Origin of the sequence: Mesorhizobium sp. BH1-1-5, assembly GCF_020165615.1 — a bacterium.
In the GTDB taxonomy this organism is placed as follows: Bacteria; Pseudomonadota; Alphaproteobacteria; order Rhizobiales; family Rhizobiaceae; genus Mesorhizobium.
On record NZ_JAIUIM010000036.1, the window covers coordinates 18,445 to 41,317 of the forward strand.

A 22,873-nucleotide genomic window follows, 5' to 3' on the forward strand; every position below is an offset into this window, starting at 1 on the left:
CATGGAGGAAGCACGCGAGGTGAGGACCACCTGCCCCTATTGCGGGGTGGGCTGCGGCGTGCTGGCCGAGGTCACCGCGGACGGCACGACAACCGTCCGCGGTGACCCCGATCATCCGGCCAATTTCGGGCGGCTGTGCTCGAAGGGTGCCGCGCTTGACGAAACGCTCGGCCTCGAAGGCCGTTTGTTGCGGCCGGAAATTCTCGGCAAGCCGGCGAGCTGGGACGACGCGCTCGATCTCGTCGCTGAGAAATTCTCGCGGACGATTGCCGAGCATGGGCCGGACTCGGTTGCCTTCTACGTCTCCGGTCAATTGCTCACCGAAGACTATTACGTCGCCAACAAGCTGATGAAGGGTTTTATCGGCTCGGCCAACATCGACACCAATTCGCGGCTCTGCATGGCGTCGTCCGTCGCCGGCCATCGCCGCGCCTTCGGCGAGGATATCGTTCCCGGCATCTATGAGGATTTCGAGCGCGCCGATCTCATCGTGCTCACCGGCTCCAACGCCGCATGGTGCCATCCGGTGCTCTACCAGCGCATGCTCGCGGCACGGAACGAACGCGGGACGAAAATCGTCGTCATCGATCCGCGCCGCACCGCCACGGCCGACGAATGCGACCTGCATCTGGCGCTCGATCCGGGCACGGATGTGCTGTTGTTCAACGGGCTGCTCGCGCATCTGGTGCAGGTCGGAAAGGTCGATGCTGATTTCATCCGCGGAAGTACCTCGGGCTTCGACGCCGCTGCCGCGTTGGCCAGCGCCGATGCGCCGTCGGTCGCGCGCGTCGCGAAAGGCTGCGGATTGGTGGCCGCCGATGTGCAGGCCTTCTACGATCTCTTTGCCGAGACCGAGCGAACCGTCACCGTCTACAGCCAGGGCGTCAACCAGTCGGCGCATGGCACCGACAAGGTCAACGCCATCATCAACTGCCATCTCGTCACCGGCCGCATCGGCAAGCCCGGCATGGGGCCGTTCTCGGTCACCGGGCAGCCGAACGCCATGGGCGGGCGCGAGGTGGGCGGTCTCGCCAACCAGCTGGCCGCCCACATGGACTTCGCGGATGAGGCCAACATCGACCGCGTCTCCCGCTTCTGGAATGCGCCCGACATCGCGCGGCGCGGCGGCCTGAAGGCCATGGACATGTTCCAGGCGGTCGCCGACGGCCGCATCAAGGCGCTGTGGGTGATGGGCACCAATCCAGCCGTCTCGATGCCGGATGCTTCGCGCGTGCGCGCCGCGTTGTCGAAATGCGATTTCGTGGTGGTGTCGGATGTCACTCGCACCGACACCACGCGCTATGCCGACGTGCTGCTGCCGGCCGCCGCCTGGGGCGAGAAGGACGGCACGGTCACCAATTCGGAGCGGCGCCTCTCGCGCCAGCGGCCGTTCCTGCCATCGCCGGGCGAAGCGAGAGCCGATTGGCGCATCATCCGCGACGTCGCCGTGCGCATGAGTTTCGGCAACGCCTTCGTCTACCAGACGCCGGCCGAGATTTTCCGCGAGCATGCCGCACTCTCCGCTTTCGAGAACAATGGCGAGCGCCTGTTCGACCTTGGCGGCCTGGCGGACCTCGGCGATGCGGAATACGCCACCCTGGCACCGCGCCACTGGCCCGCGCTCGATCGGCACGAGCAGCTCACAAGATTGTTCGGCGATGACCGTTTCCCGACGTCGGACGGCCGCGCGCGTTTCGTGCCGGTGCGGCAGGAGGCGACGGCCTTCACCGTCGATGCCGACTATCCGCTGGCCCTGAATACGGGCCGGCTGCGCGACCAGTGGCACACCATGACGCGCACCGGCAACGTGCCGCGTTTGATGGCGAACGCGCCGGAACCGGCGGTCGATCTCCATCCGGTCGATGCAGCCGCGCACAATCTCAAGGATGGTGATCTCGCCCATCTTTCGACGCGCTTCGGCTTCGTCCGGGCACGGGTGCGCGTGACGGAGGCACAGCGGCGCGGCCAGGCCTTCATGCCCATGCATTGGAGCGGGCAGTTCGCGGCCAAGGCCTCCGCCGGCCTGCTGTCATCGCCGGTCACCGACCCGCATTCCGGCCAGCCAGAGCTCAAGCATGTTCCGGCGAGGATCGTGCGGGAAGAGACCGGCTGGGCCGGCGTGCTCATCACGCGCCGCGATCTCAGGCCGACGGGTTTCGTCCACTGGAGCCGGTGTGCGGTCGAGGGCGGCTGGGTCTACGAACTGACAGGAACCGAACCGCCGGACCAGGGCATTCTCCTGGCGCGCAAGCTGCTCGGCGTCCAGCGACGGGATCAGCTCCTGGAGTACACCGACCGGCGCGGGCTCGCCTATCGCGCGGCCGCCATTGACGATGCCGGCGCCATGGCGGAAGCCCTGCTGGTCGCCGCTCCGGATCAACTGCCGGCGCGGGAATGGCTGGTGTCGCTGCTCGCCACGCGCCAGCCGCTGTCGGCGACCGATCGCCATGCGCTTTTGTCGGGACGCTCGCCGGTGCCCATGCCGGCCATCGGACGGGTCGTGTGCGCATGCTTCCATGTCGGCGCCAACCAGCTCGCTTCGGCGGTCGCCGCCGGATGCAATAGCCTGGAGGCGATCGGCTCGACACTGCGCGCCGGCACCAATTGCGGCTCTTGCCGCTCGGAAATCAGGGCGATCATCGATGCTCGCCAGGTGCAAGCGGCGGAGTGAGCGGTGCGCAGGCTCTACCGGTCCTCGATGATCCGCAGATAGGCCGCCGTCACGAACAGCACGATGAAGCCGAACAGGATGCGGCGGCCGCCTTCGGGCATCTGCAGGATGGTGAGCAGCGTCGTCAGCACGGTCAGGATCAGCGCGCCGATGATGGTGCCCGTGTAGCCGCCGCGGCCGCCGAAGATCGACGTGCCGCCAATGACGGCGGCGGCCACCGAGGGCAGCACCAGCGGTTCGGCGAGCGACAGCGAGGGCGCCTTGATCAGGCCGATATAGAGCAGGCCGGTGATGCCGGCGAGCAGGCTGGAGAGCACGTACAGCGCAACGATCACCTGCCAGTAGCGGACGCCTGACAGCCGCGCCGCGCGTTCATTGTCGCCGACGGCATAGAGCAGGCGGCCGAAGCCGGTGCGGTTCAGCATGAAGACGATGAGCACCGCCACCGGCACGAACAGGAGAAGCGCGTTGGGAAAGCCATAGGTGACGCCGGTACCCAGCCAGTTGAGGAAATCCGGGATTTTCGCGCCGGACGCGATCACGGTGCGCTGATAGACCTGCAGGAAGCCGGTGCCGATCAGGCTGGTGCCGAGTGTCATGATCAGCGGATGCACCCGGAACACGCCGACGCCGATGCCGTTGACGAGGCCGATCAGCACGGCGGGCAGCATGGCCAGCAGGAAAGCCACCGCCGGATCCTGGTTGACGATCTGCGTCGCCATGATGAAGGCGCTCATCGTCGCCACGGTGCCGACGGAAAGGTCGATGCCGCCGGTCAGCATGGTCATGGTCTGGCAGCCGGCGAGGATCGCCAGCGGAATGGCGAATTTCGCCGTGTTGGCGAGCCAGCGCTCGTTGACGATGCCGGGGCGCAGGATCTGCAGGATCACCACAAGAATGATCAGCAGGATGATCAATGGGATGAGCGGCCGGTCCGCCATGAAGCGCTTGATGCGGCGGCCGAACGAGACGGGCTGGGGCATGGTCGCGATGTCGGTCATGACGTTGCTCCCGCCGGGCGGCTGCGCATGGTGATGAAGGCGCCGAACATCACCACCGCGACCATGATCAAGCCTTCGATGATCGCGGTGACGTTCGGATCGATGGCCAGAAGCGTCAGGTCGGTGCGCACCAGCCTCAGCACGAAGACGGCGATGATCGGCCCGAGCAGGCCGCCCTTGCCGCCGCCGAGCGCGACGCCGCCCAGCACCACCGCCGCGACGCTGGCGAGCAGATAAGGCCCGGGGATCGGCGCGCCGATGCCGGTGCTGATGGTCAGCGACAGCCCGCCCATCGCGGCGAACAGGCCGGACAGCGCATAGGCGATGATCCTGGTGCGCGCCACCGGCACGCCGCTGCGGAAGGCGGCGAGCTCATTGCTGCCGATGGCATAGATGGAAAGGCCGAGGCGTGAGCGCCTGAGCGGAATCCAGATGATGCAGAGGCAAACGACGAGCAGCACCAGCGCCTTCGGCACCCAGGCGTCGGCCCAATCCGGCAGGCCGGGGAGCGGCATGGTGCCGATGACGCTTGCTTTCAGCCATTCGGCGGCTGCGCCGCCGGGCGCGCCAAGCACGAGCAGTGCCGCGCCCTGCAGCACGAACAGCGTCGCAAGCGTGACGACGATGTCCGGCACACGGGTGACGACGATGAGGACGCCGTTCAGCGCGCCGAGCACGAACCCCATGGCGAGCACGAAGGGCACGACGAACAGCGCATATTCCTCGCTGGCGCCGTTCATCATCGAGGCCGCGGTCACGCTGGTCAGCGCCATCATGGCGGCGACCGAAAGGTCGATGCCGCCGGCGATGACGACGACGGTCTGGGCGGCGACGGCGAAAGCGTAGGGCAGCACCGCCCGCGCGAGCGAGCCGAAGTCGCCGCTGCCATAGGCCGGCTGGATCAGCTTGGTGACGACGAAGAGGAAGATCAGCAGGGCGAAGAGACCCGCGACCCAGCCCTGGTTGCGCAAGAAGCGGCTCATGGCGCGGCCTCCGCGCTGGAACCGGGTTTGACCTCGGCAAGGATGCCGACATCCGCCTTGGCGCCGCGCGGCAGGCCGTAGGCGGCGCGCATCAATGCCGCTTCGTCGGCCTCTTCGACCGGGAAGGTGTCGACGACGCGGCCGCCGAAGATGACGATGACGCGGTCGCAGACACGCTGCACCTCTTCCATCTCGGATGTGTAGAACAGCACCGACTTGCCCTGGCCGGCCAGCTCGCGCAGCAGCTTGTAGATTTCCTGCTTGGTGCCGACATCGATGCCGCGCGTCGGATCGAAGCAAAGGATGGTGCGGGCGTTGGCCGCGATCCAGCGGGCGATGGTCACCTTCTGCTGGTTGCCACCGGAGAGGCGCTGCACCTCGCCCTGGGCGCGGGTGTCGATCTGCAGCCTGGCGATGGCGCTGGAAACCACCACCTGCTCGCGGCGCATGCGGATCGGCCCCCATTTGCGCAACGCGGCGCTGAAGGGCAGCGCGATGTTCTCGCGCACCGAGCGCTGCATGGCCAAAGCCTCGGCGCGGTCGCCCGGCACATAGGCGATGCCGGCCTGGATGGCGTCGCTCGGATGCGAGAATTTTGCCGGCGCGCCGTCGACGTCGATGGTGCCGCCGGTCGGGCGGATCGAGCCGGCAAGTGCTGCGAAGAGCTCGTCCTGGCCTTGACCCTCGAGCGCAAAGACGCCGGCGACCTCGCCATTGGCGAGATCGAAGGAGACGTCGTTGAGCTTGGTGCCAAGCTGCAGGTTGCGCACCGACAGTCGCGGACGGCCGCCGCCGGCGACCGCCACATCATTTGCCGCGCGGGCGGTGACGCGGGTCTTCTCGATACGGGTGCCGAGCATCATCTCGACTATTCTTTCCTCGATGCCCGGCTCGATGTCGACGACACCGACCGTGGAGCCGTCGCGCAGCACGGTCGCGCGGTCGCAGAGCGCGGAGATCTCGACGAAACGGTGCGAGATGAAGATGACGGAGCGGCCGGCGTCACCCTGGCGGCGCACGACTTCCAGCACTTTCTCGGCGAGGTTCGCCGGCAATGCCGCGGTCATCTCGTCGAGCAGAAGCACGTCGGGCTCGACCGCCAAAGCGCGCGCCAGATCGAGCACGCGCAGGATGGCCAAGGGGATATGGCGGGCGGTCTCGCGGATGTCGAGATCGGGAATGCCGAGCTCGCGCACCCAGGCGCGGAAAGGCTCGACCGGCGTGCCGGTGAGCCTGAGATTGGAGAGCACGTCGAGGTCCGGGATCAGCGCCGGTTCCTGGTAGACCGGCACCAGGCCGGCGCGGCGGGCGGCGGCGGGCGAGCGGACATCGAGCTGCTGGCCGTGGATCAGGATGCGCCCGGCGTCCGCCTTGATCGCGCCGGTCAGGATCTTCACCAGGGTCGACTTGCCGGCGCCGTTGGCGCCCATCAGCGCGTGCACCTCGCCCGGCAGCACGGACAGCGAGGCGTTGCGCAGCGCGGCAACCGCGCCGTAATTCTTCGCCACGCCGATGGCGTCGAGGAGAGGGCTTTGCGGCGACGGGTCTGTTGTCAAATCGTGTGGTTCTCGTTCCAGAAACTAGTGCAGGCGGCTGAAGCAGGCGAGCTCCCCCTTCTCCCCTTGTGGGAGAAGGTGTCGCCGAAGGCGACGGATGAGGGGTGTTCCAGGGAACGCCAGCGTCTCACTCCGCTGGAACACCCCTCATCCGTCTCGGCGCTATGCGCCGATCCACCTTCTCCCACAAGGGGAGAAGGCAGAAGGGCGTCTCATCTTCTTATTCGCCCGGGCCCTTGCAGGCGATGATCTGGTCCTTGGTGTAGGTCGTCCAGTCCGGGATCGAGATCGAGACCGGCCATTCGGGGCTGAGCGACGGGTCGACGACGCTCTTCAGCTTGGCCTTGCCTGCGTCGGTGGCGTTCTCCCAGAGCTCGGGATTGACCAGCACGGTCTGCTGCGCCGGCTTCTTGCCGTCGAGGATCTGCAGCGCCAGCGTCATGCCGGCGCCGCCGATCGAGCCGGGATTGGTGACGGCCGCGCCCACCAGCCCCTTGACCGAGCTCAACTGGCCGACGAAGCCGGCATTGTCGGCGCCGACCACAGGTACCATCGGCGCCTGCTGCTCGACCAGCGCGTCGACGATGACGTTGTCGATGCCGGAGGTCCAGATGCCGTTGATCGGGGTGCCGGTGGCGAGGAAGGACAGGATCTGCTGCTTGGCCTGATCCTGCTGCCAGCCGGTGAAGACTTCCTGCGCGACCTTCACATCCGGAAACTCGGCCAGCGCCTTCTTGAAGCCTTTGTCGCGATCTGAGTCGGCCGAAGCACCGGCGGCGCCGCGCATATAGAACACCTCGCCCTTGCCGCCCATCTGCTGGAACAGCCACTTGGCGCCGAGATAGGCGTACTGTTCCTGGTTGTTGGAGATGATGTAGGCGGACGGCTCGGTCACCGCCTGGTCGACGGCGACGACGACGATGCCGGCCTTGGTGGCTTCCTCGAGCCCGGCCTTGATGCCGGCCGGATCGGCCGGGTTGACGACGATGGCGTCGACCTTGGCGCTGATCAGGTTGCGGATGTCCTCGAGCTGGCCGGCGGCGTCGGTGTTGCGGTGGGCGATGTTGAGCTTCGCCACTTCGCCGGAAGCGAGCGCCTGCGCCTTCATCGCGCAGATCATTTCCTCGCGCCAGCCATTGCCCTGCACGGTGTTGGAAATGCCGATCGTGTACTTGCCGGCGGCGGCCGAGACGCCCACCGAGGCAAGCAAGGCGGCGCCGGCAAGTAGCGTGGCCGCGGTCAGATGTCTTTTCATTTCAGTACTCCTCCACATTGATCTTTTCAGTTCAGTTCGTTTTTTAGTTCAGTTCCAGGGCGCCGATGCGATCGGCGCCAAGCTTTCCTCATTTGATGAAGGGGCGCAGGACGTCGCGCGCAAGCAGGAAGCCGCGCTTCACCTTCTCATCCGTCCCCTCGAAGCGCCGGTCCTCATGCTCGATGATGACCGGCCCGTCATAGCCGGCCCGGTAGAGGCCCGAAAAAATCCTGCTCCAGTCGATGTCCCCAAGCCCCGGCATGCGCGGCACCTGCCAACCTATGCCGGCCGAAAGGATTCCGCGCTCGTACAAACCATCATGATCAATCATCAGGTCCTTGGCATGCACATGCAGCATGCTCTTGCCGAACTCGCGGATGAAACGCTCCTTGTCGATCATCTGCCACACGAGATGCGAGGGATCGAAATTCATGCCGACGTCGCCGCCCCAGGCTTCCAGGATGCGGCGCCAGATATAGGGCGAGTAGGCGATGTTGTGCCCGCCCGGCCATTCGTCATAGCTGAAGATCATCGGGCAGTTCTCGAAGGCGAGCTTCACGCCATGCTCGCGGGCATGGGCAATGATCGCCGGCCAGACCTTCTGCGCGTCTTCCCAGTTGGCGTCGACAGTCTTCGAGGCGTCGCCGCCGCAGAAGGTGTTGACGAGCGAGACCCCCATGCGGCTCGCCAGCACGATCACCTTCTTCAGATGATCGATCACCGCCTCGCGATGCGCCCGGTCGGGATGGAGCGGATTGGGGTAGAAGCCGAGGCCCGAGATGGTGAGGCCCTTGCCGGCAAGCTCTGTGGCGATGTCCTTGGCCTGCGCGGCCGAGACGTCAACGTCGATATGGCTGGTGCCGGCATAGCGGCGGGCCCCGCCGGATGCTTTCGGCCAGCAGGCGATTTCCAGCGCCTCGAAGCCGACCGAGCGTGCCCAGTCGGCGACCTCGCCGAGCGGCGTATCCGGAAATGGTGCTGTCAGCAGTCCAAGCTTCATGTTGCCTCCCAGTTCCTAACTATGCAGATCGCGCCGGCTGCTTCAACCGCGCATCGGTTGGCCCAACGCAGACTTGTCCGACAAAGCCCATCGGATCGCTTGAAAGCAGACCATCGAGCCCGCCGACGACATGGGCCCGGAATATCGCGTTGGCGGCCAAGGACGGGTCGAAGATAGCGTCGATGGCGAGGATCGAATCGACAAGCGCACCGCTGTCCGAACCGATGCGGTCGGCGATCGCCGCGATTTTCCCGGCAAAGGGGTCGGATACCTGCCAGGCGCGACCGAAGCGCGCGGAAGCCCTGATCAGATAGGCCATCCAGCCGGCGACAGGCACCGAGAGGAGCGCAATGCTGTCGCCCTTTGCCAGGCGGTCGCGGATCGGGTTCAGCAGGCGCTGCACGATCTTCTGCGAGCCGTCGGTGGCGATCTGGTGGTTGCGATGGCGGATCGCCGTGTTGGTGAGGCGCGACAGGCTCTGCTCGACATAGGCCGACGGCTGGATGCCGGGCACGGGCATCAGCGTGGGCAGCGTTTCCTCCGTCAGCATGCGGCGGACGAAGGTTGCGAGAAGCGGATCGGCGATCGCTTCGAACGTATGCTCGAAGCCGCCCAGAACGCCGAGATAGCTGAGCGTCGTCTGGGCGCCGTTCAGCACCCGCATCTTGAGATGCTCGAACGCAGTGACGTCGTCGACGAAGGTCGCGCCGACGCGGTCCCAACGCGGCACGCGGCCGGCGAAGCGGTTCTCGATCACCCATTGGCGGAAGCGTTCGCCCACCACCACGGCGGCGTCGCGGTAGCCGAAGCGCTGCTCGATGGTGTCGATATCGGCCTCGGTCGTCGCCGGCGCGATGCGGTCGACCATGGCCGAGGGGAAGGCGACATTGGCTTCGATCCAGTCCGCCAGCTTGCCGCCGCGTCGCTCGGCGAATGTGCGCACGACGTTGCCGAGAATGGTGCCGTTGGTCGGGATGTTGTCGCAGGACAACAGCGTCACCGGCCGGCGATGCGTGGCCATGCGCAATTCCAGCGCCCTTGCCAGGATGCCTGGCACGCTGCGCGGCGTCTCGAGATTGGCGAGATCATGCGCGATGTCGGGGTGGTTGAGGTCGAGCGCGCCGCTCGACGGGATGTGGCAATAGCCTTTCTCTGTCACCGTCATGGTGACCATCTCGATGTCGGGCGAGGCGAGCACCTCGAGTGCCGGCGCCGCATTGTCCTGGCTGTCGACGACGCGCACGATGCTGCCGACGATGCGCGCTTCGACCTCGTCGTTCTGGCGGATGAGGCGCGTGTACAGTCCGTCCTGTTTGCCGAGCGTCTCGGCAAGCAGAGGCGGCCTTATGTTGATGCCGACCAATCCCCAGCGGTCGAAATCCTGTGCAAGGAGGTCGTCGGTGTATTCGGCCTGATGGCAACGATGGAAAGCGCCGACGCCGATATGGGCGATACCCGACTTGAGCTCGGCGCGATCGTAAGCCGGCTTGCGGACGTCGGACGGCAAGCGGCCGAGCAGGGCAGGGCCGAGGTTTTCGGGCGCACTCACCGGTTGGCCCCGATCACCCATTGCTCCTGGTCGACCAGCGTGCCGGTCATCGGGCCGGCCGCATCGGAAAGCAGGAAGACGGCCAGGCTGGCGATGTCGGTCACGGAGAACAGCCGGCCGAAGGGCTGCGTCGCATTGGCCGCGTCAAGCCAGCCCGGACCCTGGCCCAGCGTCTCGGCCTGCATGACGCGCTCCGCCGGCGTGTCGGTCCAGCCGACATTGATGCCGTTGACGCGGATGCGGTCGAAGCGGTGGGCATTGGCGGCGTTCTTGGTCAGCGTTGCCAGCGCGCCCTTGGTGGCGGAATAGACGGCAAGCTCCGGCGATCCGCAATGCGCGTTGATCGACAGGATGTTGAGAATCGCGCCGCCTTGTCCGCGCTTCTTCATGTCGGCGATCGCGGCCTGCATCAGGAAGAAGGGCGCGCGGGCATTGACGGCAAACAGCGATGCCCAATCGTCGAGGCTGGCATCGATGAAGGAAGCGCGGTCGGTCAGGCCGGCGGCGTTGACCAGGCCATCGATGCGGCCGAAGCGTTCGATGCAGGCCTGCGCCAGTTGCGCCGGGGCTTCGGGATCGCCGAGGTCGGCGGACGCGAAGGCCGCCGCGGTGCCCATGGCGGAGAGGTCTGCCGCGGCAGCGTCGCCGCGTTTCCGGTCACGGCCAGTGATCAGCAGGCCGGCGGCGCCGGAGCGCGCGGCGATCTCGGCGATCGCCCGGCCGATGCCTTGCGTCGCGCCGGTGACCAGCACCACCTTGCCGTCGAGACGAACCTCCATTCCTCCTCCTGGAACAAAGTTTCTATTTTTTTGAATATGGAATGACGGTTCTCTTTAGTCAACCATGTCGGTCAGTTTGTCCGCCGCTCGACCACGCCGTGGACCAAAGCCATGCCGACCGCCAGCGAGGCCGCGAGCGAGCGGAAGCCGGCGAAATCCTGCTCGACCACTTCGAGCCAGGTGTCGGAGAGCTTCACCAGCGGCGAAAAGGTGCTGTCGGTGATGGTGACGATGCGCGCCTTGCGCTCATGCGCGACGGCGACGAGGTCGGGCGTGATCGAATTATAGGGGCTGAAGGAGACGGCCAGCACCGCGTCGCGCGGCGTGATGCAGCCGACCTGGTCGAGCGCGGTCGAGCCGACATTGTCGACCAGCACGTTGCGCACGCCCTGCTGGGAGAGCGTCAGCGACAGATAGGTGGTGACGGGGAAGGCGCGCTTGCTGCCGATCACATAGATCAGCTCGGCCGCCGCCAGATGATCGATCATCGTTTCGAAACTGTCGATGTCGAAACCGGTGCCGATGCGGCCGAGCGAGGCTTGGCAGGCACCGACCATGCCGTTGAGAAAATGCAGGTTCGCGTTCGGCTCCGCTGCCTTTTCCTGGCTGCCTTGCGGGTCCGGCCAGGAGCCTTTCATGCGGTCCTTGAACAGGACCTGGAAATCGGAGAAGCCGGAATAGCCGAAGATCTGCGCGAAGCGCACCAGGGTCGAGGGCTGCACGCCGGCCTGCTCCGCCACCTGCGCGATCGTGCCCAGCGCCACTTCGCTCGGATGCTGCCAGAGAAAGATCGCGACCTGGCGAAGCCGCTTTGGGAAATGCACGGTGCCTGACGAAAGCACCGCCCGCAGCTCTTCGTAGGTTTGCGGCTTGGTGTAGCCAAGTGCTGCCAGTGATCGGCTCCGCTTTCTCGCCGCCGTCTCCAGGCTGTGTGTGGACGGCTCGTCGGCCGCCTTGCCGCGGCCGCTCATAGGATATGCCTCATCGTGACCCCAACCATCGGATGCGTCATCCGATCCCTGCCCTCCGGATGCGGCCCATCACCTGAGCCTGGGTAAAAGCTAACGCGGCACAATCGTTTTACAAAACAAAAAATAGAAATATCATTCGAAAACAACGACGACGGTTACGGCAAACATCCGCGTCGACCGCTATAGCGAACCTTAGGGAGAATAATCGCAATCATGGTCTATGCAACCGCTGATGGTACGTCACGTCAACGCCTGCGGGTCGGCATGGTCGGAGGCGGCCGCAATGCTTTCATCGGCGCCGTGCATCGGCTGGCCATGCGGCTCGACGACCAGATCGCGCTGGTGGCGGGTGCTTTGTCCTCGGATCCGGAGAACGCCGCGGCCTCCGCCGCGGAAATCGGCATCGCGCCGGAGCGCAGCTATGCCGACTACCGCGCCATGGCGAAGGCCGAAGCGGCAAAGCCGGACGGCATCGAGGCGGTGGTCATCGTCACGCCCAACCATCTGCATGCGCCGGTCGCCACCGCCTTCCTCGAAGCCGGCATCGACGTGATCTGCGACAAGCCGCTGTCGACGACGCTCGATGAGGCGCAAGCGCTGGTGGCGCTCACGAAAGCGAAACAGCGCCGCTTCGTCGTCACGCTCAACAACACCGGCTACGCCATGGTGCGTCAGGCGCGCGAAATGGTAGCGGCGGGTGAGCTCGGCCGCATCGTGTCGGTGCATGGCGCCTATATCCAGGACTGGCTGACCAAGCCGATCGACGCCGAGGGCCAGAAGCAGGCGGAGTGGCGCACCGATCCGGCGCGCGCCGGCCAGTCGGCGGTGCTCGCCGACATCGGCGTCCATGCCTTCAACCTCGCGAGCTTCATTTCCGGTTTCGAGGCCGAGGCGGTTTCCGCCGACCTCTTCACGGCCGTGCCGGGGCGGCGGCTCGACGACAACGCCCATGTGCTCTTGCGCTGGGCAGGCGGGGCGCGCGGCACGATCCTGGCCAGCCAGACCTCGCCCGGCCACTACAACGATCTGTCGGTTCGCATCTATGGCGAGAAGGCCGGGCTCGAATGGTCTGGGTCGCGGCCGGAGGAGCTGCGCTTCTCGCCCTATGGCGAGGAAACGCGCACGCTGGTGCGCGGCGGCCATGGCTCGACGGAGGAAGCGAGGCGCGTCTCGCGCATGCCGGCGGCGCATCCGGAAGGCTATATCGAGGCCTTCGCCAATTTCTACCGCGACGCGGCCGATATCATCCGCGCGCATCGCTCGGGCGGTGAGGTCGACCCAGCGCGCGCGGCGCAGGTGCCCGACGTGGTCGACGGCGCGCGCGGCGTGAAGTTTGTCGCCGCGGCGGTGGAGTCGAACGCGGCTGGAGGGGCGTGGACGCCGGCGCGGTTCAACCCTTGATCGCCGAGCCGACGATCGAATCGACGAAGAAGCGCTGCAGGAAGACGAACAGAACCAGCGGCGGCAGCACGGCGAGCGTCGCGCCGGCCATCACAAGGCTGGTGTTGACCGCGCCGCGATTGTAGCTGAGCAGCCGGCTGAGGCTGATGACGATCGGGTAGGCGTCGGCATTGCCCTGCAGCACGGTGAGCGGCCACAGATAGCTGTTCCAATGATAGACGAAGGCGAACAGCGCCAGGGCCGCGATCGCGGGCGCGACGCTCGGCGCCACGATCTTGTAGAGGATGAGCAGTTCGGAGGCGCCGTCCATGCGCGCGGCGTCGATCAGCTCGTCCGGCACGCCGGCGATGAATTGGCGCATCAGGAAGATGCCGAAGGCATTGGCGAGGTTGGGCACGATGATGCCGTCGAGGCTGGCGTTCAGCCCGATCGAGCCGACCATGCGGTAGAGCGGGATCAGCGTCACGATCGGCGGCAGGAACATTGTGGCGATCAGCAGCGAGAACAGCAGCGAGCGGCCGGGAAAGGAATATTTGGCGAAGGCATAGCCGGCCATCATGCTGGTGACCAGGATGCCCGCCGTGGTCACCGAGGCGATGACCAAGGAATTCCACATCGAGCGTCCAAGATTGATGACGCCGGCGACCTTGCCATAGGCTTCGAGGGTCGGCGTGCGCGGGATCCAGACCGGCGGCACCTGCATGGTCTCGGCCGGCGTCTTCAGGCTGGACAGCACCATCCAGGCCAGCGGGAAGGCGGAGGCGACGGCTACGAGAAGCATTGCGGTCGCAAGCAGCGCCTTGCGGCCCGAAGGGCGCTTGCGGGCGAGCGGTCGGGTTACAGCGATCATTCGCTGTCCTTGCGGTTGACGAAGGCAAACAACGCCGAAACACAGACGATCAGCGAGACCATCAGCATCACCGCCATGGCCGAGCCCAGCCCGCCCTGCGCGCGTTCGATGCCGACGCGGCGGATATGGTAGGTGAGCACATTGGTCGAGCCGACCGGTCCGCCCTGCGTGATCAACGCCACCGGCTCGAACACCTGCACCGCGTTGATGATGGCGATGACGGCGCTGAAGAGAAGCGTGCGGCGAAGCAAAGGCAGAGTGATGAAGCGGAACTGCTCGCGGCCATTGGCGCCATCCAGCGTCGCTGCCTCATAGAGGCTGCCCGGGATCTGCGTCAGCCCGGCGATGGCGAGCACGGTGAAATAGCCGACCTGCTGCCAGACATTGAGAAGCACGATCGAGATCAAGGCCGAACGCGGTGAGGAGAGCCAGGGCTGCGGACCGATGCCGACCAGGCCGAGCAACTGGTTGAACGGGCCCTCGCTCGGCGAATAGAGCTTCGACCACACCAGCGCCACCGCGATCATCGGCACCATGTAGGTGGAAAACAGCACCGTGCGCAGCGCCGTGCCGCCGGCGACCTCGCGCTGATAGACCAGCAGGCCGAAGACGACCGACAGCGGCAGGATGAGGGCCACGGACAGCGCGGTGTAGATCGTGGTGTTGAGCAGGGCGGTCTTGAAATCGCGGCCGACCGAGGTGGGACCGAAGATCTCGCGGAAATTACCGAGGCCGACGAAGCTCGCCTCGGAAAAGGGCGTCTGCGTCGACCAGTCCTGGAAGGACAGCCAGACGGTAAGCAGCATCGGCAGCAGCACGAACACGCCGATCAATGTCACGGCGGGCGCAAGCATGATGCCCGCCGAGGCACGAAAAGCTTTGGCCATTCACCTGCTTCCGGTCAGCGACCCGAACTTACTTGGCGGCGCGCTCCAGGATCGACGTGGCGTCGGACTGCGCGTTCGCCTGCGCATCCTTGGCCGAGACCTGGCCATACTGCAACGCCTCGAGCGTCTGCTGCAGGGATTCCGAGAACTCCTGGCCGCCGAGCACGACCGGGAAGGGGTGCGCATCGGCAAGCACCGAGACATAGCCGGAGAGGAACTCTGAGCCGAGCTTGTCCTTGTGTGCCTCGATGTCGGAGTTGCGTGACGGCAGGATGCCCATCGACATCAGGATATCCGACATAGCCGAGGCGCCGTTCTTGCCCGACTTCGGGCTGTTCAGCCAGGCGAGGAACTCCCAGGCCGCCTTCTGCTCGGCCTCGCCAGCCTTGGCGTTGACGACGGTCATCCAGGAATACGAAATCGAATGCGGCTTGTCGCCGCTCGGGCCGACCGGGATCGGCGCCGTGGCGATATTTGCGAACTTGTCGCCCATGCCGGCCTTGAGCGCGCTTTCCCACCAGTTGGCCATGATGATCATGCCGGTCTTGCCGGAGACGAAATTGTCGAGGAACGGACCCGTTGTGTTGGCGTCGGCCGTCGCCATCGCCGGATTGCTCGCGCCGGACTTTATCAAGTCTTCATAGAGCGCGAAGGTCTCGCCGGCCTGGGAACTGTCCAGCGCCGGCTTGCCGTCCTTGACCAGGTTGCCACCATTGGAGACGAGCAGCGAGGCGAAAGGATGGACCACCCCCGCCGCCCATGAATTGATCATACCGAAGCCCTGCTGGCCCTTGTCCTTGTCGGTCAGCTTCGCGGCGGCATCCTTGAATTCGGCCCATGTTTTCGGAGGCGCACCGATGCCTGCTTCCTTGAACAATTCCTTGTTGTAGTTCAGCGCATAGACGTCGATCTCGTTCGGGATGCCGTAGAGCGTGCCGCCGACCGAGGCGGCGCTGACGACGCCGGCGGGCCAGGCACTCTTCACCTCGCCGGCAACAGCGTCGGGAGCAGGGGCGACGAGCTTGTCCCTCGCCAGTTCCGGCAGCCACAGATCGTAGATGCCGCCGATGGTCGGGCCGTCGGAGGAGCCGCCCTGCGAGCGCAGCGTGGTCAAGAGATCGCCGAACGGAACCGCGCGCACGGTGACGGCGACATCGGGATTCTGCTTGGAAAAATCCTTGGCCGCTGCCTCGAGCAGTGCCACCGTCTCCGGCGACCAGTGGGTGAGATAGGAGATGTTGACCGATTGCGCCCAGCCGGTCGCGGGCAGCGCAACGAGCCCCGCGGCGAGAGTCAGCTTCGAAATCCAGGCAAGCGACATCGGCATCCTCCACATAAGCCGTGACAAGAGCAAATGACGTTATGACAAGTTTGAGCAAGGGCGCAAGCCCCTTGCATGCGAAGGTTTGGATCAGATTTGTGGGATCAAAAATCCGGGTAATGTCGGCTTCTCTTAATTACATATATTAATCAGATAGATATATCGATACTCCCTTCGCACATCTCGATCGGCCAGCGGCCGCAAACGTCCTGACCGGTCTTGCGAATGGCATCATGTCGTTATAATGACTTTGTGGAAAAGCAGACGAGTTGCGACGAGTGCCTTCTGCCGCTTGCCGCGCGGACCTCAAAACCGAAACAATGGGAGAACTGGTAATGAGCATGCTTTCCATACACCGGCGCGCCGTGCTCGGCCTGATCGGCGGCGTTGCCGCCGCCAGCGCGGCCATCTTTACGACGCTGCCGGCCCGCGCCGATTCGACGGTGACGCTGTGGAGCTGGCGCACCGAGGACGAGGCAGCGATGCACCGCATCTTCGAGGCCTTCGAGAAGAAGAACCCCGATATCAAGGTCGACATCCAGTTCACGCCCGACGCCGATTACCAGAACCGCCTGAGCACGGCGCTGCGCGGCGGTCGCGGGCCCGATATCGCGCAGCTCAAGGCCTATGGCGAATTGCAGCCCTTCATCGAAGGCGGCTATCTCGACGCGCTCGACGACAGCGTGGCGGAACTGAAGAACATGCCGGATGCCGCGCTTGGCGGCGCGCGCGGCCGTGCCGACGGCAAGATCTACGGCGTGCCCTATTCGGTGCCGATGATGGGCGTGTTCTACAATGAAGACATTTTTGCAGCGCAAGGCATCGAGGTCCCCAAGACCTACAGGGACTTCGTCGCCGCCTGCGAGAAGCTCAAGGCGGCGGGCATCACGCCGATCGCCAATGGCGGCGCCAACGGCTCGGCCTGGGAGCTGGAGATCGGCGTCGGCGTCATCGGGCCGACGCTTTACGGCCCGGGTTTCTATGACGAGATGATGAGCGGCAAGGCGACTTTCGAGGATCCCCGCTATGTCGCGGCGCTGAAGCGCTTCGCCGAGCTTAAGCCCTATTATTCCGACGGTTTTGCCGGCATCGACTACACGACCGCGACGCAGCAGTTCATCGGCGGCAAGGCGGCGATGTTCTTCGGCGGCTCGTTCGAGAACGGCAGCTTCAAGTCGCAGAACCCGAAGCTGAAATTCTCGATCTTCCCATTCCCGGCCGACGATGCCTCGACCAAGCTCTACACCTCGGCCTTCTCGGATGGCTCCTATGGTCTGGTCTCCGAAAGCCAGAACAAGGAAGCGGCGACCAAGGTGCTGAACTACATGGCCTCGGCCGAATTCGCGCAGGCCTTCGCCGACGAGCTCGGCTGGCCGCCCGCCCGCACCGACGTCACCGTGAAGGACCCGGTGCTTTCCAAGATGATGGAGATGGCGAAGAACTCAACGCCCTACCTGACGCTGGTCGGCTTCCGCTGGCAAACGCCGACGGCGTCGTCGGTGCTGCAGTCCGGGATCATCGACATGGTCGAAGGCAATGTCGCGCCAGAGAAGCTGGCGGCCGACATGCAGGCGGCCGCCGCCACCTGGTTCAAGCCGAAGCAGTGAAGGAGCGGCGTCGGCCGAGACGCGGCCGGCGCTTTTTCCTCGATAGAACGCAGCGCATGATCAAGCCTCGCCGCACGACCAGCCTCCAGCGCACGCAGCAGCGCATGGCGGTGCTGTTCATCCTGCCGGCCTTGGCCGGCTACGGGCTGTTCGTGCTTTATCCGCTGCTCATGTCGCTGTGGGGCAGCTTCTTCACCTGGAAGGGGCTGCGCATGCAGGAGTTCGCGGGGCTGGCGAACTTCACGCGGCTGTTCGTGTTTCCGAGCGGCGCGCGGCTCTACGGGGCGCTCTGGCACAACATCGCGTGGTTCTTCGGCATCATGGTGCTGCAGAACGGGCTCGGCCTCCTGTTCGCCTGGCTGCTTTTCCTGCGCGGCAGGGGCGCTGCCTTCTTCCAGTCGGTGTTCTTCTTCCCTGCGGTGCTCAGCCCCGTCATCGTCGGCGCGCTGTGGCGCCTGCTCTTGGCGCCGGCTGGCATCGTCGAATGGGCGCTCAATGGTCTGGGCCTGCATCAGGGCAGTCTGACCGTGCTCGGCAACAGCCACACCGCGCTCGGCATGCTGATCGCCGTCGACGCCTGGAACTGGATGGGCCTGCCGGTGCTGATCTATACGGCGGGCCTCCGTCAGATTTCGCCGCAGGTGTTCGAGGCGGCGAAGCTCGACGGCGCCGGCAACGCGCGCATGCTCTATGCGATAGCGCTGCCGCTGTTGATGCCGGCGCTCGGCACGCTGACGACGCTCTCCTTCATCAACACCTTCAACCAGTTCGACATCGTCTATGTGATGCAGGGCGTGCAGGGCAATCCGAGCTATTCGACCGATACGCTGGTCACCTATTTCTACCGGTTGGCCTTCGGCGCGGAAGGCGCGGTCGGCATCACCGATATCGGGCTGGCGCTGGCGCTCGGGACGATGCTGTTCCTGATCCTCAGCATCGGCACGCTGTTGATGCTGCGCTTCTTCGACAAGCGGACGGTCGAGCTATGAGCGTCCGGTCCCTTCAGCGAAGATTGGCCCTTCAGCAGGAATTGGCCATCCCGCGGAAACTGGCGCGGCTGCCCGGCTGGATCATCCTTTTGATCTGGACGGCGGCGGTGCTGTTGCCGCTCTACATCCTCGTCGTCTCGTGCTTCAAGACGACGGCGGAAATCTACGACAACCGGCTCGGCCTGCCGCAGAGCTGGGCGCTCGACAATTTCGTCCGCGCCTGGACGCGCGCCGATCTCGGCCACAATTTCATCAACAGCCTGATCGTCACCGGCGGCGCGGTGGTCCTAACCATCACCGTCTCGGCGATGGCAGCCTATCCGCTCAGCCGCTACAAGCTCGGCTGGAACGGCATCATGCTCGGCCTCTTCCTGTCCGGCATCATGCTGCCGATCCGGCTGGCCTCGGTCGAGCTGTTCACGCTGATGCGCACTCTCGGCTTGCTCGATTCGCTTACCGGGCTGATCCTCGTCTATTCGGCGATCCGCATCCCGTTCGCCGTCTTCATCTTTGCCAATTTCATGCGCGTGCTGCCTTCCGAACTCGACGAGGCGGCGCGCATGGACGGGGCCGGCGAGGCGCGCATCCTGTTCCAGATCGTGCTGCCGATGGTCAAGCCGGCGGTGTCGATCATCGCCATCTTCACGGCGATCGCGGTGTGGAACGATTTCTTCTTCCCGCTGATCTTCATCTTCGATGACCGCTACAAGACGGTGCCGCTGGCGATCAGCGTGTTCGTCGGGCAGTTCCGCACCGATTGGGGCCTGGTGTTCGCCTCGCTGGCGATCTCCATGGCGCCGATCCTGATCATGTATTGTTTGCTGGCGCGCCAGATTCGCGAGGGCGTCGGCGCTGGGGGAGGCATGAAATGATCGAGGACAAGGTCTATGCCGCGCGTTCGATCCTGGTCGTCGGGGCGCATGCCTTCGACGCCGAGGTCATCGCGGGACCGTTGGCGGCGGCGGCCGCCAAGGGCGGCGCCCGGGTCACCTTCCTGCATCTGTCGATGGGCGAGCAGGGTCATCCCTGCCTGATCCCGGAGCACTATTCGGGACAGAAGGAGGACGAGGCGGCGAAGGCCGCCGCGCGGCTCGGCGTCGACATGCGCAACATGAAGCTGCGCGACGCCTTCCTGCCCAACGACAACGCAACTGCGCTCCAGGTCTGCGACGTCATCCGCGAGGTGCGTCCGGAAGTCGTCATCACCCACTGGCACGGCAGCTGGCACAAGGACCATCGCGCCGCGGCGCACCTTACCCAGACCGGCATTTTCTTCTCGGCGCTGCCGACGCTGAAGCGCGCCCATCCGGCGCACACGCCGCAGCTTTTGCTGTTCGGCGAGAACTGGGAGGACGACGAGGGCTTCCGGCCCGAGCACCTCGTCGATGTCAGCGCCGGCTTCGACGCCTGGCACGAGGCGGTGATGGAATATGAGCTGGCGCGGGGCTTAAGCAGCTTTCCCTATGTCGACTATTACAGCGCGCTCTACCGGCTGCGCGGCTGCCTGCGCGGCACGCGCCATGCCCAGGCCTTCGCGGCGGCCTCGCGTTCCTGGAATGCCGGCAGCGGCCTGTTCGCGCCGCCCGCCGATCGGAGTCGCGAGACATGACGCGGGTCCTCGCCATCGATCTCGGCGGCACCAATCTGCGCGCCGCCCATACCGGCGATGTCGGCGCGCTTACACCGCAAGTCCGCGAGCCGGCGCCGCAGAACCTCGACGCGTTCGTGGCGCGCGTCCGCGCGCTTGCGACCGGGGGCGAAGCCGAGGCGCTCGGGCTTGCCGTGCCGGGCCTGGTCCAAGGGTCGGTCTGCCGTTGGATTCCGAACCTGCCCTGGCTCGACGGCGTCGACATGGCGGCGCTGTTTCCCAACCTTCGCGTGGCGGTCGGCAATGACGCGCAGATCGCGCTGCTGGCGGAAGCAGCGCAAGGCGCGGCCAAGGGCGTCTCCGACGCGATCCTGCTTGCGATCGGCACCGGCATCGGCTCGGCGGTTCTGGCCAATGGCCGCATCGTCGCCGGCGCGCATGGCGGCGCCTGCTCCTTCGGCTGGGCCAGCGCCGACATCAAGGACCACGGCGAGGATCGCAGCGGGTGGCTGGAACGTGTCGCCTCCGGTCGTGCGCTGGACGCCCTTGCCGCACAGATTGGACTGGCCGACAGCCGACAGCTGATCGAAGCCGCCAAGGCAGGCGACCTTGCAGCGCAGACCTCGCTCGAGGTGCCGGCGCGTCAGCTCGGCACCGCGCTTGCCGGCGCCGTCGGGCTGCTCGATCCGGGCGTCATCCTGGTCTCGGGTGGCCTCGCCGATGCGCTGGACGTGATCGCGCCGCCGCTGCTTGCGGCACTGCGGCGTCAATTGCCGCCGCATCTGCGCGGCATCGAACTCAAGCCTGGAAAATTCGGCTCCCGCGCCGGGCTGATCGGCGCCGCACTTGCCGGGCAGGCGGGCAGTGGGTGGAGGCAGATCCGATGAGCGAAGCGAGCTTTCAGCAGCCGGACCGCAGGCGGCCCGAGCCGCTCTGGTATCAGGTCGAGGAGGCGATCCGCGCCATCGTCAAGAGCGGCGAATGGGCGACAGGAGACCAGATACCGGCCGAGGACCGGCTCTGCGCGCTGTTCGGCGTCAGCCGCATCACGCTGCGCCACGCGCTGCGCAACCTGGAGGAAAGCGGGCTGCTCCGGCGCGAGCATGGCCGAGGCACTTTCGTGCGCTCCACCACCCTGGTCGCCGGCACACGCGAGCTCACTTCCTTCACCCAGGAGATGGGCAATATCGGTGTGGTCGCCGGCTCGCGCCTGCTCGACTGCAGCCTGACCACGGCGAGCGCGGCTGCGGCCGGCGCGCTGGAGATCGAGGAGGGGGATCCCGTCGTGCGCATCCGGCGGCTGCGGCTCGGCAACAACGAGCCGATCGGCATCCAGACGGCGCAACTGGCAGCGGCGCGCGTGCCGGGCTTTCTCGATGCCGGCCTGCTCAAGGGCTCGCTCTATGAGGCGCTGGAGCGCCAGTACGGCATCGTGCCGGTCGAGGCGCGCGAGAATTACCGTGTCGGCGCCGTCGGCGCGGCGGACGCTGAGTTGCTCGGCCTGCCCGCAGGCAGTCCTGCCTTCGTCGTCGAGCGCATCACCATCGACGAGCGCGGCCCGTTCGAATTCACCGTCTCCGTCATGCGCGGCGACCGCTACGAGATTCGCTCGACGCTGCGCGCCGGCCGCCTCCCAAACACCAGAAGCTGACACGATCAACAGGAGTACCAAAGTGTCCGATCTCTATATCCCACGCCTCACCGCTCTTCTCGAACAGGCTTCAAAGGCGAATGCCGAAGCCTTCGGCCAGGCGGCGAGCCGCTTTGCCGACACGCTCGAGAATGGCGGGCTGGTGCATCTCTACGGCTCCGGCCATTCGGTGCTGCCGGCGCAGGAGATGTTCCCGCGCTATGGCAGCTTCGTCGGCTTCAACCCCCTGACGGACCCGAGGGTGATGTGGCACAACGTGCTCGGCGCCGGCGGCGTGCGCGAGCTTTTGTGGCTGGAGCGAACCGAGAAATACGCCGAGAAGTTCCTCGACCACCAGCCGCTGAACAAGGGCGATTCCATCATCATCTTCGGCCATAGCGGCCGCAATTCGTCGGGCATCGACACTGCCCTCTACGCCAAGAAGCGCGGCATCTTCGTCGTCGCGGTGACCAGCAAGAACAATCTCGACAAGCCGGCCACGCATTCCTCCGGCAAGCGGCTGGCGGACGCAGCCGACCTCGTCATCGACACCTGCTCGCCGATCGAGGACGCGGTGGTGCCGATCGAAGGCTGGAGCCGGCCGGTGGCGGGTTCCTCGACGGTGCTGGCGATGATCATGGCGCATGAGCTGCTTGCGCGCACGGCCGAGCAACTGTCGAAGCGCGGCATCGAGCTGCCGGTCTTCGCCTCGCCGACCATAGCGGGCGTTACGCTGCACGATACCGACGTCATCTACGGCGTCTACCGCGAACGCATGATCGAGGCGCAGAAAAAGCACCTGCCGACCTTCCAGGCGACGATGCGCGGCGAGTGA

At 65.7% G+C, this 22,873-nt stretch carries 20 protein-coding genes; 9 read left to right on the forward strand and 11 right to left on the reverse strand.

What is annotated here, in order from left to right:
* Position 1 precedes the first annotated feature (1 nt).
* Entirely contained in the window at positions 2-2,671 is a 2,670-nt protein-coding gene (locus LB572_RS31265) for a nitrate reductase (protein ID WP_224670492.1), read from the forward strand.
* Between the two features lie 14 nt (positions 2,672-2,685).
* Here LB572_RS31265 and LB572_RS31270 read toward each other — a convergent pair whose 3' ends face one another.
* The 8 genes from LB572_RS31270 to LB572_RS31305 all read right to left on the reverse strand — a co-directional run bounded on the left by LB572_RS31270 (position 2,686) and on the right by LB572_RS31305 (position 11,765).
* A complete protein-coding gene (locus LB572_RS31270) occupies positions 2,686-3,672 on the reverse strand; it encodes an ABC transporter permease (protein WP_224670493.1) in 987 nt (328 codons plus the stop codon).
* Complete coding sequence (locus tag LB572_RS31275; protein WP_140802917.1) at positions 3,669-4,655, reverse strand: ABC transporter permease; 987 nt, start codon at positions 4,653-4,655, stop codon at positions 3,669-3,671. The genes LB572_RS31270 and LB572_RS31275 overlap by 4 nt, the downstream gene beginning before the upstream one ends.
* Positions 4,652-6,211: a sugar ABC transporter ATP-binding protein gene (locus LB572_RS31280; protein ID WP_140802916.1), complete on the reverse strand. Its 1,560-nt coding sequence runs from the start codon at positions 6,209-6,211 to the stop codon at positions 4,652-4,654. The genes LB572_RS31275 and LB572_RS31280 overlap by 4 nt, the downstream gene beginning before the upstream one ends.
* 220 nt (positions 6,212-6,431) lie before the next feature.
* Positions 6,432-7,484, reverse strand: a complete 1,053-nt coding sequence (locus tag LB572_RS31285; RefSeq protein ID WP_412033612.1) for an ABC transporter substrate-binding protein — start codon at positions 7,482-7,484, stop codon at positions 6,432-6,434.
* 70 nt (positions 7,485-7,554) lie between these two features.
* A complete protein-coding gene (locus LB572_RS31290) occupies positions 7,555-8,466 on the reverse strand; it encodes a sugar phosphate isomerase/epimerase family protein (protein ID WP_224670495.1) in 912 nt (303 codons plus the stop codon).
* Between the two features lie 19 nt (positions 8,467-8,485).
* Positions 8,486-10,036, reverse strand: a complete 1,551-nt coding sequence (locus LB572_RS31295; RefSeq protein ID WP_412033613.1) for a mannitol dehydrogenase family protein — start codon at positions 10,034-10,036, stop codon at positions 8,486-8,488.
* A complete protein-coding gene (locus tag LB572_RS31300; protein WP_224670497.1) occupies positions 10,012-10,794 on the reverse strand; it encodes an SDR family oxidoreductase in 783 nt (260 codons plus the stop codon). Before LB572_RS31300 ends, LB572_RS31295 begins: the two co-directional genes overlap by 25 nt.
* 71 nt (positions 10,795-10,865) lie before the next feature.
* Complete coding sequence (locus tag LB572_RS31305) at positions 10,866-11,765, reverse strand: MurR/RpiR family transcriptional regulator (protein ID WP_224670498.1); 900 nt, start codon at positions 11,763-11,765, stop codon at positions 10,866-10,868.
* 213 nt (positions 11,766-11,978) lie between these two features.
* On the opposite strand from LB572_RS31305, the gene LB572_RS31310 reads away from it, so the two are divergent.
* Complete coding sequence (locus tag LB572_RS31310; RefSeq protein ID WP_224670499.1) at positions 11,979-13,166, forward strand: Gfo/Idh/MocA family protein; 1,188 nt, start codon at positions 11,979-11,981, stop codon at positions 13,164-13,166.
* Here the strand turns inward: LB572_RS31310 and LB572_RS31315 are convergent.
* From LB572_RS31315 to LB572_RS31325, 3 genes are read right to left on the reverse strand one after another with little or no spacing between them, the layout of a single operon-like run.
* A complete protein-coding gene (locus LB572_RS31315) occupies positions 13,156-14,016 on the reverse strand; it encodes a carbohydrate ABC transporter permease (RefSeq protein WP_224670500.1) in 861 nt (286 codons plus the stop codon). The two genes, LB572_RS31310 and LB572_RS31315, sit on opposite strands and share 11 nt — an antisense overlap.
* Positions 14,013-14,903, reverse strand: a complete 891-nt coding sequence (locus LB572_RS31320) for a carbohydrate ABC transporter permease (RefSeq protein WP_224670501.1) — start codon at positions 14,901-14,903, stop codon at positions 14,013-14,015. The genes LB572_RS31315 and LB572_RS31320 overlap by 4 nt, the downstream gene beginning before the upstream one ends.
* 28 nt (positions 14,904-14,931) lie before the next feature.
* Positions 14,932-16,224: an ABC transporter substrate-binding protein gene (locus LB572_RS31325; protein WP_224670502.1), complete on the reverse strand. Its 1,293-nt coding sequence runs from the start codon at positions 16,222-16,224 to the stop codon at positions 14,932-14,934.
* 335 nt (positions 16,225-16,559) lie between these two features.
* Between LB572_RS31325 and LB572_RS31330 the strand changes: the two genes are divergently transcribed.
* Genes LB572_RS31330 through LB572_RS31360 form a run of 7 tightly spaced genes read left to right on the forward strand, consistent with a single transcriptional unit; the run spans position 16,560 to position 22,873 of the window.
* Entirely contained in the window at positions 16,560-17,831 is a 1,272-nt protein-coding gene (locus LB572_RS31330) for an extracellular solute-binding protein (protein ID WP_224670503.1), read from the forward strand.
* Positions 17,832-17,887: 56 nt separating this feature from the next.
* Positions 17,888-18,820, forward strand: coding sequence for a carbohydrate ABC transporter permease (locus LB572_RS31335; RefSeq protein ID WP_224670504.1), 933 nt, complete (start codon positions 17,888-17,890; stop codon positions 18,818-18,820).
* Positions 18,817-19,692, forward strand: coding sequence for a carbohydrate ABC transporter permease (locus LB572_RS31340; protein WP_224670505.1), 876 nt, complete (start codon positions 18,817-18,819; stop codon positions 19,690-19,692). Before LB572_RS31335 ends, LB572_RS31340 begins: the two co-directional genes overlap by 4 nt.
* On the forward strand, positions 19,689-20,429 hold the full coding sequence (locus LB572_RS31345) for a PIG-L deacetylase family protein (RefSeq protein ID WP_224670506.1): 741 nt from the start codon (positions 19,689-19,691) through the stop codon (positions 20,427-20,429). The genes LB572_RS31340 and LB572_RS31345 overlap by 4 nt, the downstream gene beginning before the upstream one ends.
* A complete protein-coding gene (locus LB572_RS31350) occupies positions 20,426-21,295 on the forward strand; it encodes an ROK family protein (RefSeq protein ID WP_224670507.1) in 870 nt (289 codons plus the stop codon). The genes LB572_RS31345 and LB572_RS31350 overlap by 4 nt, the downstream gene beginning before the upstream one ends.
* On the forward strand, positions 21,292-22,059 hold the full coding sequence (locus LB572_RS31355; RefSeq protein WP_224670508.1) for a GntR family transcriptional regulator: 768 nt from the start codon (positions 21,292-21,294) through the stop codon (positions 22,057-22,059). The genes LB572_RS31350 and LB572_RS31355 overlap by 4 nt, the downstream gene beginning before the upstream one ends.
* A 22-nt stretch (positions 22,060-22,081) precedes the next feature.
* Positions 22,082-22,873 (forward strand): sugar isomerase domain-containing protein, encoded by a 792-nt coding sequence (locus LB572_RS31360; RefSeq protein ID WP_140802900.1) that lies wholly within the window; start codon positions 22,082-22,084, stop codon positions 22,871-22,873.

What these genes read in the sequence shown, in the direction of transcription:
- LB572_RS31265 (WP_224670492.1), top strand. Translation starts at nt 2, where the DNA reads ATGGAGGAAGCACGCGAGGTGAGGACCACCTGCCCCTATTGCGGGGTG.
- LB572_RS31270 (WP_224670493.1), bottom strand. Translation starts at nt 3,672, where the DNA reads ATGACCGACATCGCGACCATGCCCCAGCCCGTCTCGTTCGGCCGCCGC.
- LB572_RS31275 (WP_140802917.1), bottom strand. Translation starts at nt 4,655, where the DNA reads ATGAGCCGCTTCTTGCGCAACCAGGGCTGGGTCGCGGGTCTCTTCGCC.
- LB572_RS31285 (WP_412033612.1), bottom strand. Translation starts at nt 7,484, where the DNA reads ATGTGGAGGAGTACTGAAATGAAAAGACATCTGACCGCGGCCACGCTA.
- LB572_RS31290 (WP_224670495.1), bottom strand. Translation starts at nt 8,466, where the DNA reads ATGAAGCTTGGACTGCTGACAGCACCATTTCCGGATACGCCGCTCGGC.
- LB572_RS31295 (WP_412033613.1), bottom strand. Translation starts at nt 10,036, where the DNA reads ATGGGTGATCGGGGCCAACCGGTGAGTGCGCCCGAAAACCTCGGCCCT.
- LB572_RS31300 (WP_224670497.1), bottom strand. Translation starts at nt 10,794, where the DNA reads ATGGAGGTTCGTCTCGACGGCAAGGTGGTGCTGGTCACCGGCGCGACG.
- LB572_RS31305 (WP_224670498.1), bottom strand. Translation starts at nt 11,765, where the DNA reads ATGAGCGGCCGCGGCAAGGCGGCCGACGAGCCGTCCACACACAGCCTG.
- LB572_RS31310 (WP_224670499.1), top strand. Translation starts at nt 11,979, where the DNA reads ATGGTCTATGCAACCGCTGATGGTACGTCACGTCAACGCCTGCGGGTC.
- LB572_RS31315 (WP_224670500.1), bottom strand. Translation starts at nt 14,016, where the DNA reads ATGATCGCTGTAACCCGACCGCTCGCCCGCAAGCGCCCTTCGGGCCGC.
- LB572_RS31320 (WP_224670501.1), bottom strand. Translation starts at nt 14,903, where the DNA reads ATGGCCAAAGCTTTTCGTGCCTCGGCGGGCATCATGCTTGCGCCCGCC.
- LB572_RS31325 (WP_224670502.1), bottom strand. Translation starts at nt 16,224, where the DNA reads ATGTCGCTTGCCTGGATTTCGAAGCTGACTCTCGCCGCGGGGCTCGTT.
- LB572_RS31330 (WP_224670503.1), top strand. Translation starts at nt 16,560, where the DNA reads ATGAGCATGCTTTCCATACACCGGCGCGCCGTGCTCGGCCTGATCGGC.
- LB572_RS31335 (WP_224670504.1), top strand. Translation starts at nt 17,888, where the DNA reads ATGATCAAGCCTCGCCGCACGACCAGCCTCCAGCGCACGCAGCAGCGC.
- LB572_RS31340 (WP_224670505.1), top strand. Translation starts at nt 18,817, where the DNA reads ATGAGCGTCCGGTCCCTTCAGCGAAGATTGGCCCTTCAGCAGGAATTG.
- LB572_RS31345 (WP_224670506.1), top strand. Translation starts at nt 19,689, where the DNA reads ATGATCGAGGACAAGGTCTATGCCGCGCGTTCGATCCTGGTCGTCGGG.
- LB572_RS31350 (WP_224670507.1), top strand. Translation starts at nt 20,426, where the DNA reads ATGACGCGGGTCCTCGCCATCGATCTCGGCGGCACCAATCTGCGCGCC.
- LB572_RS31355 (WP_224670508.1), top strand. Translation starts at nt 21,292, where the DNA reads ATGAGCGAAGCGAGCTTTCAGCAGCCGGACCGCAGGCGGCCCGAGCCG.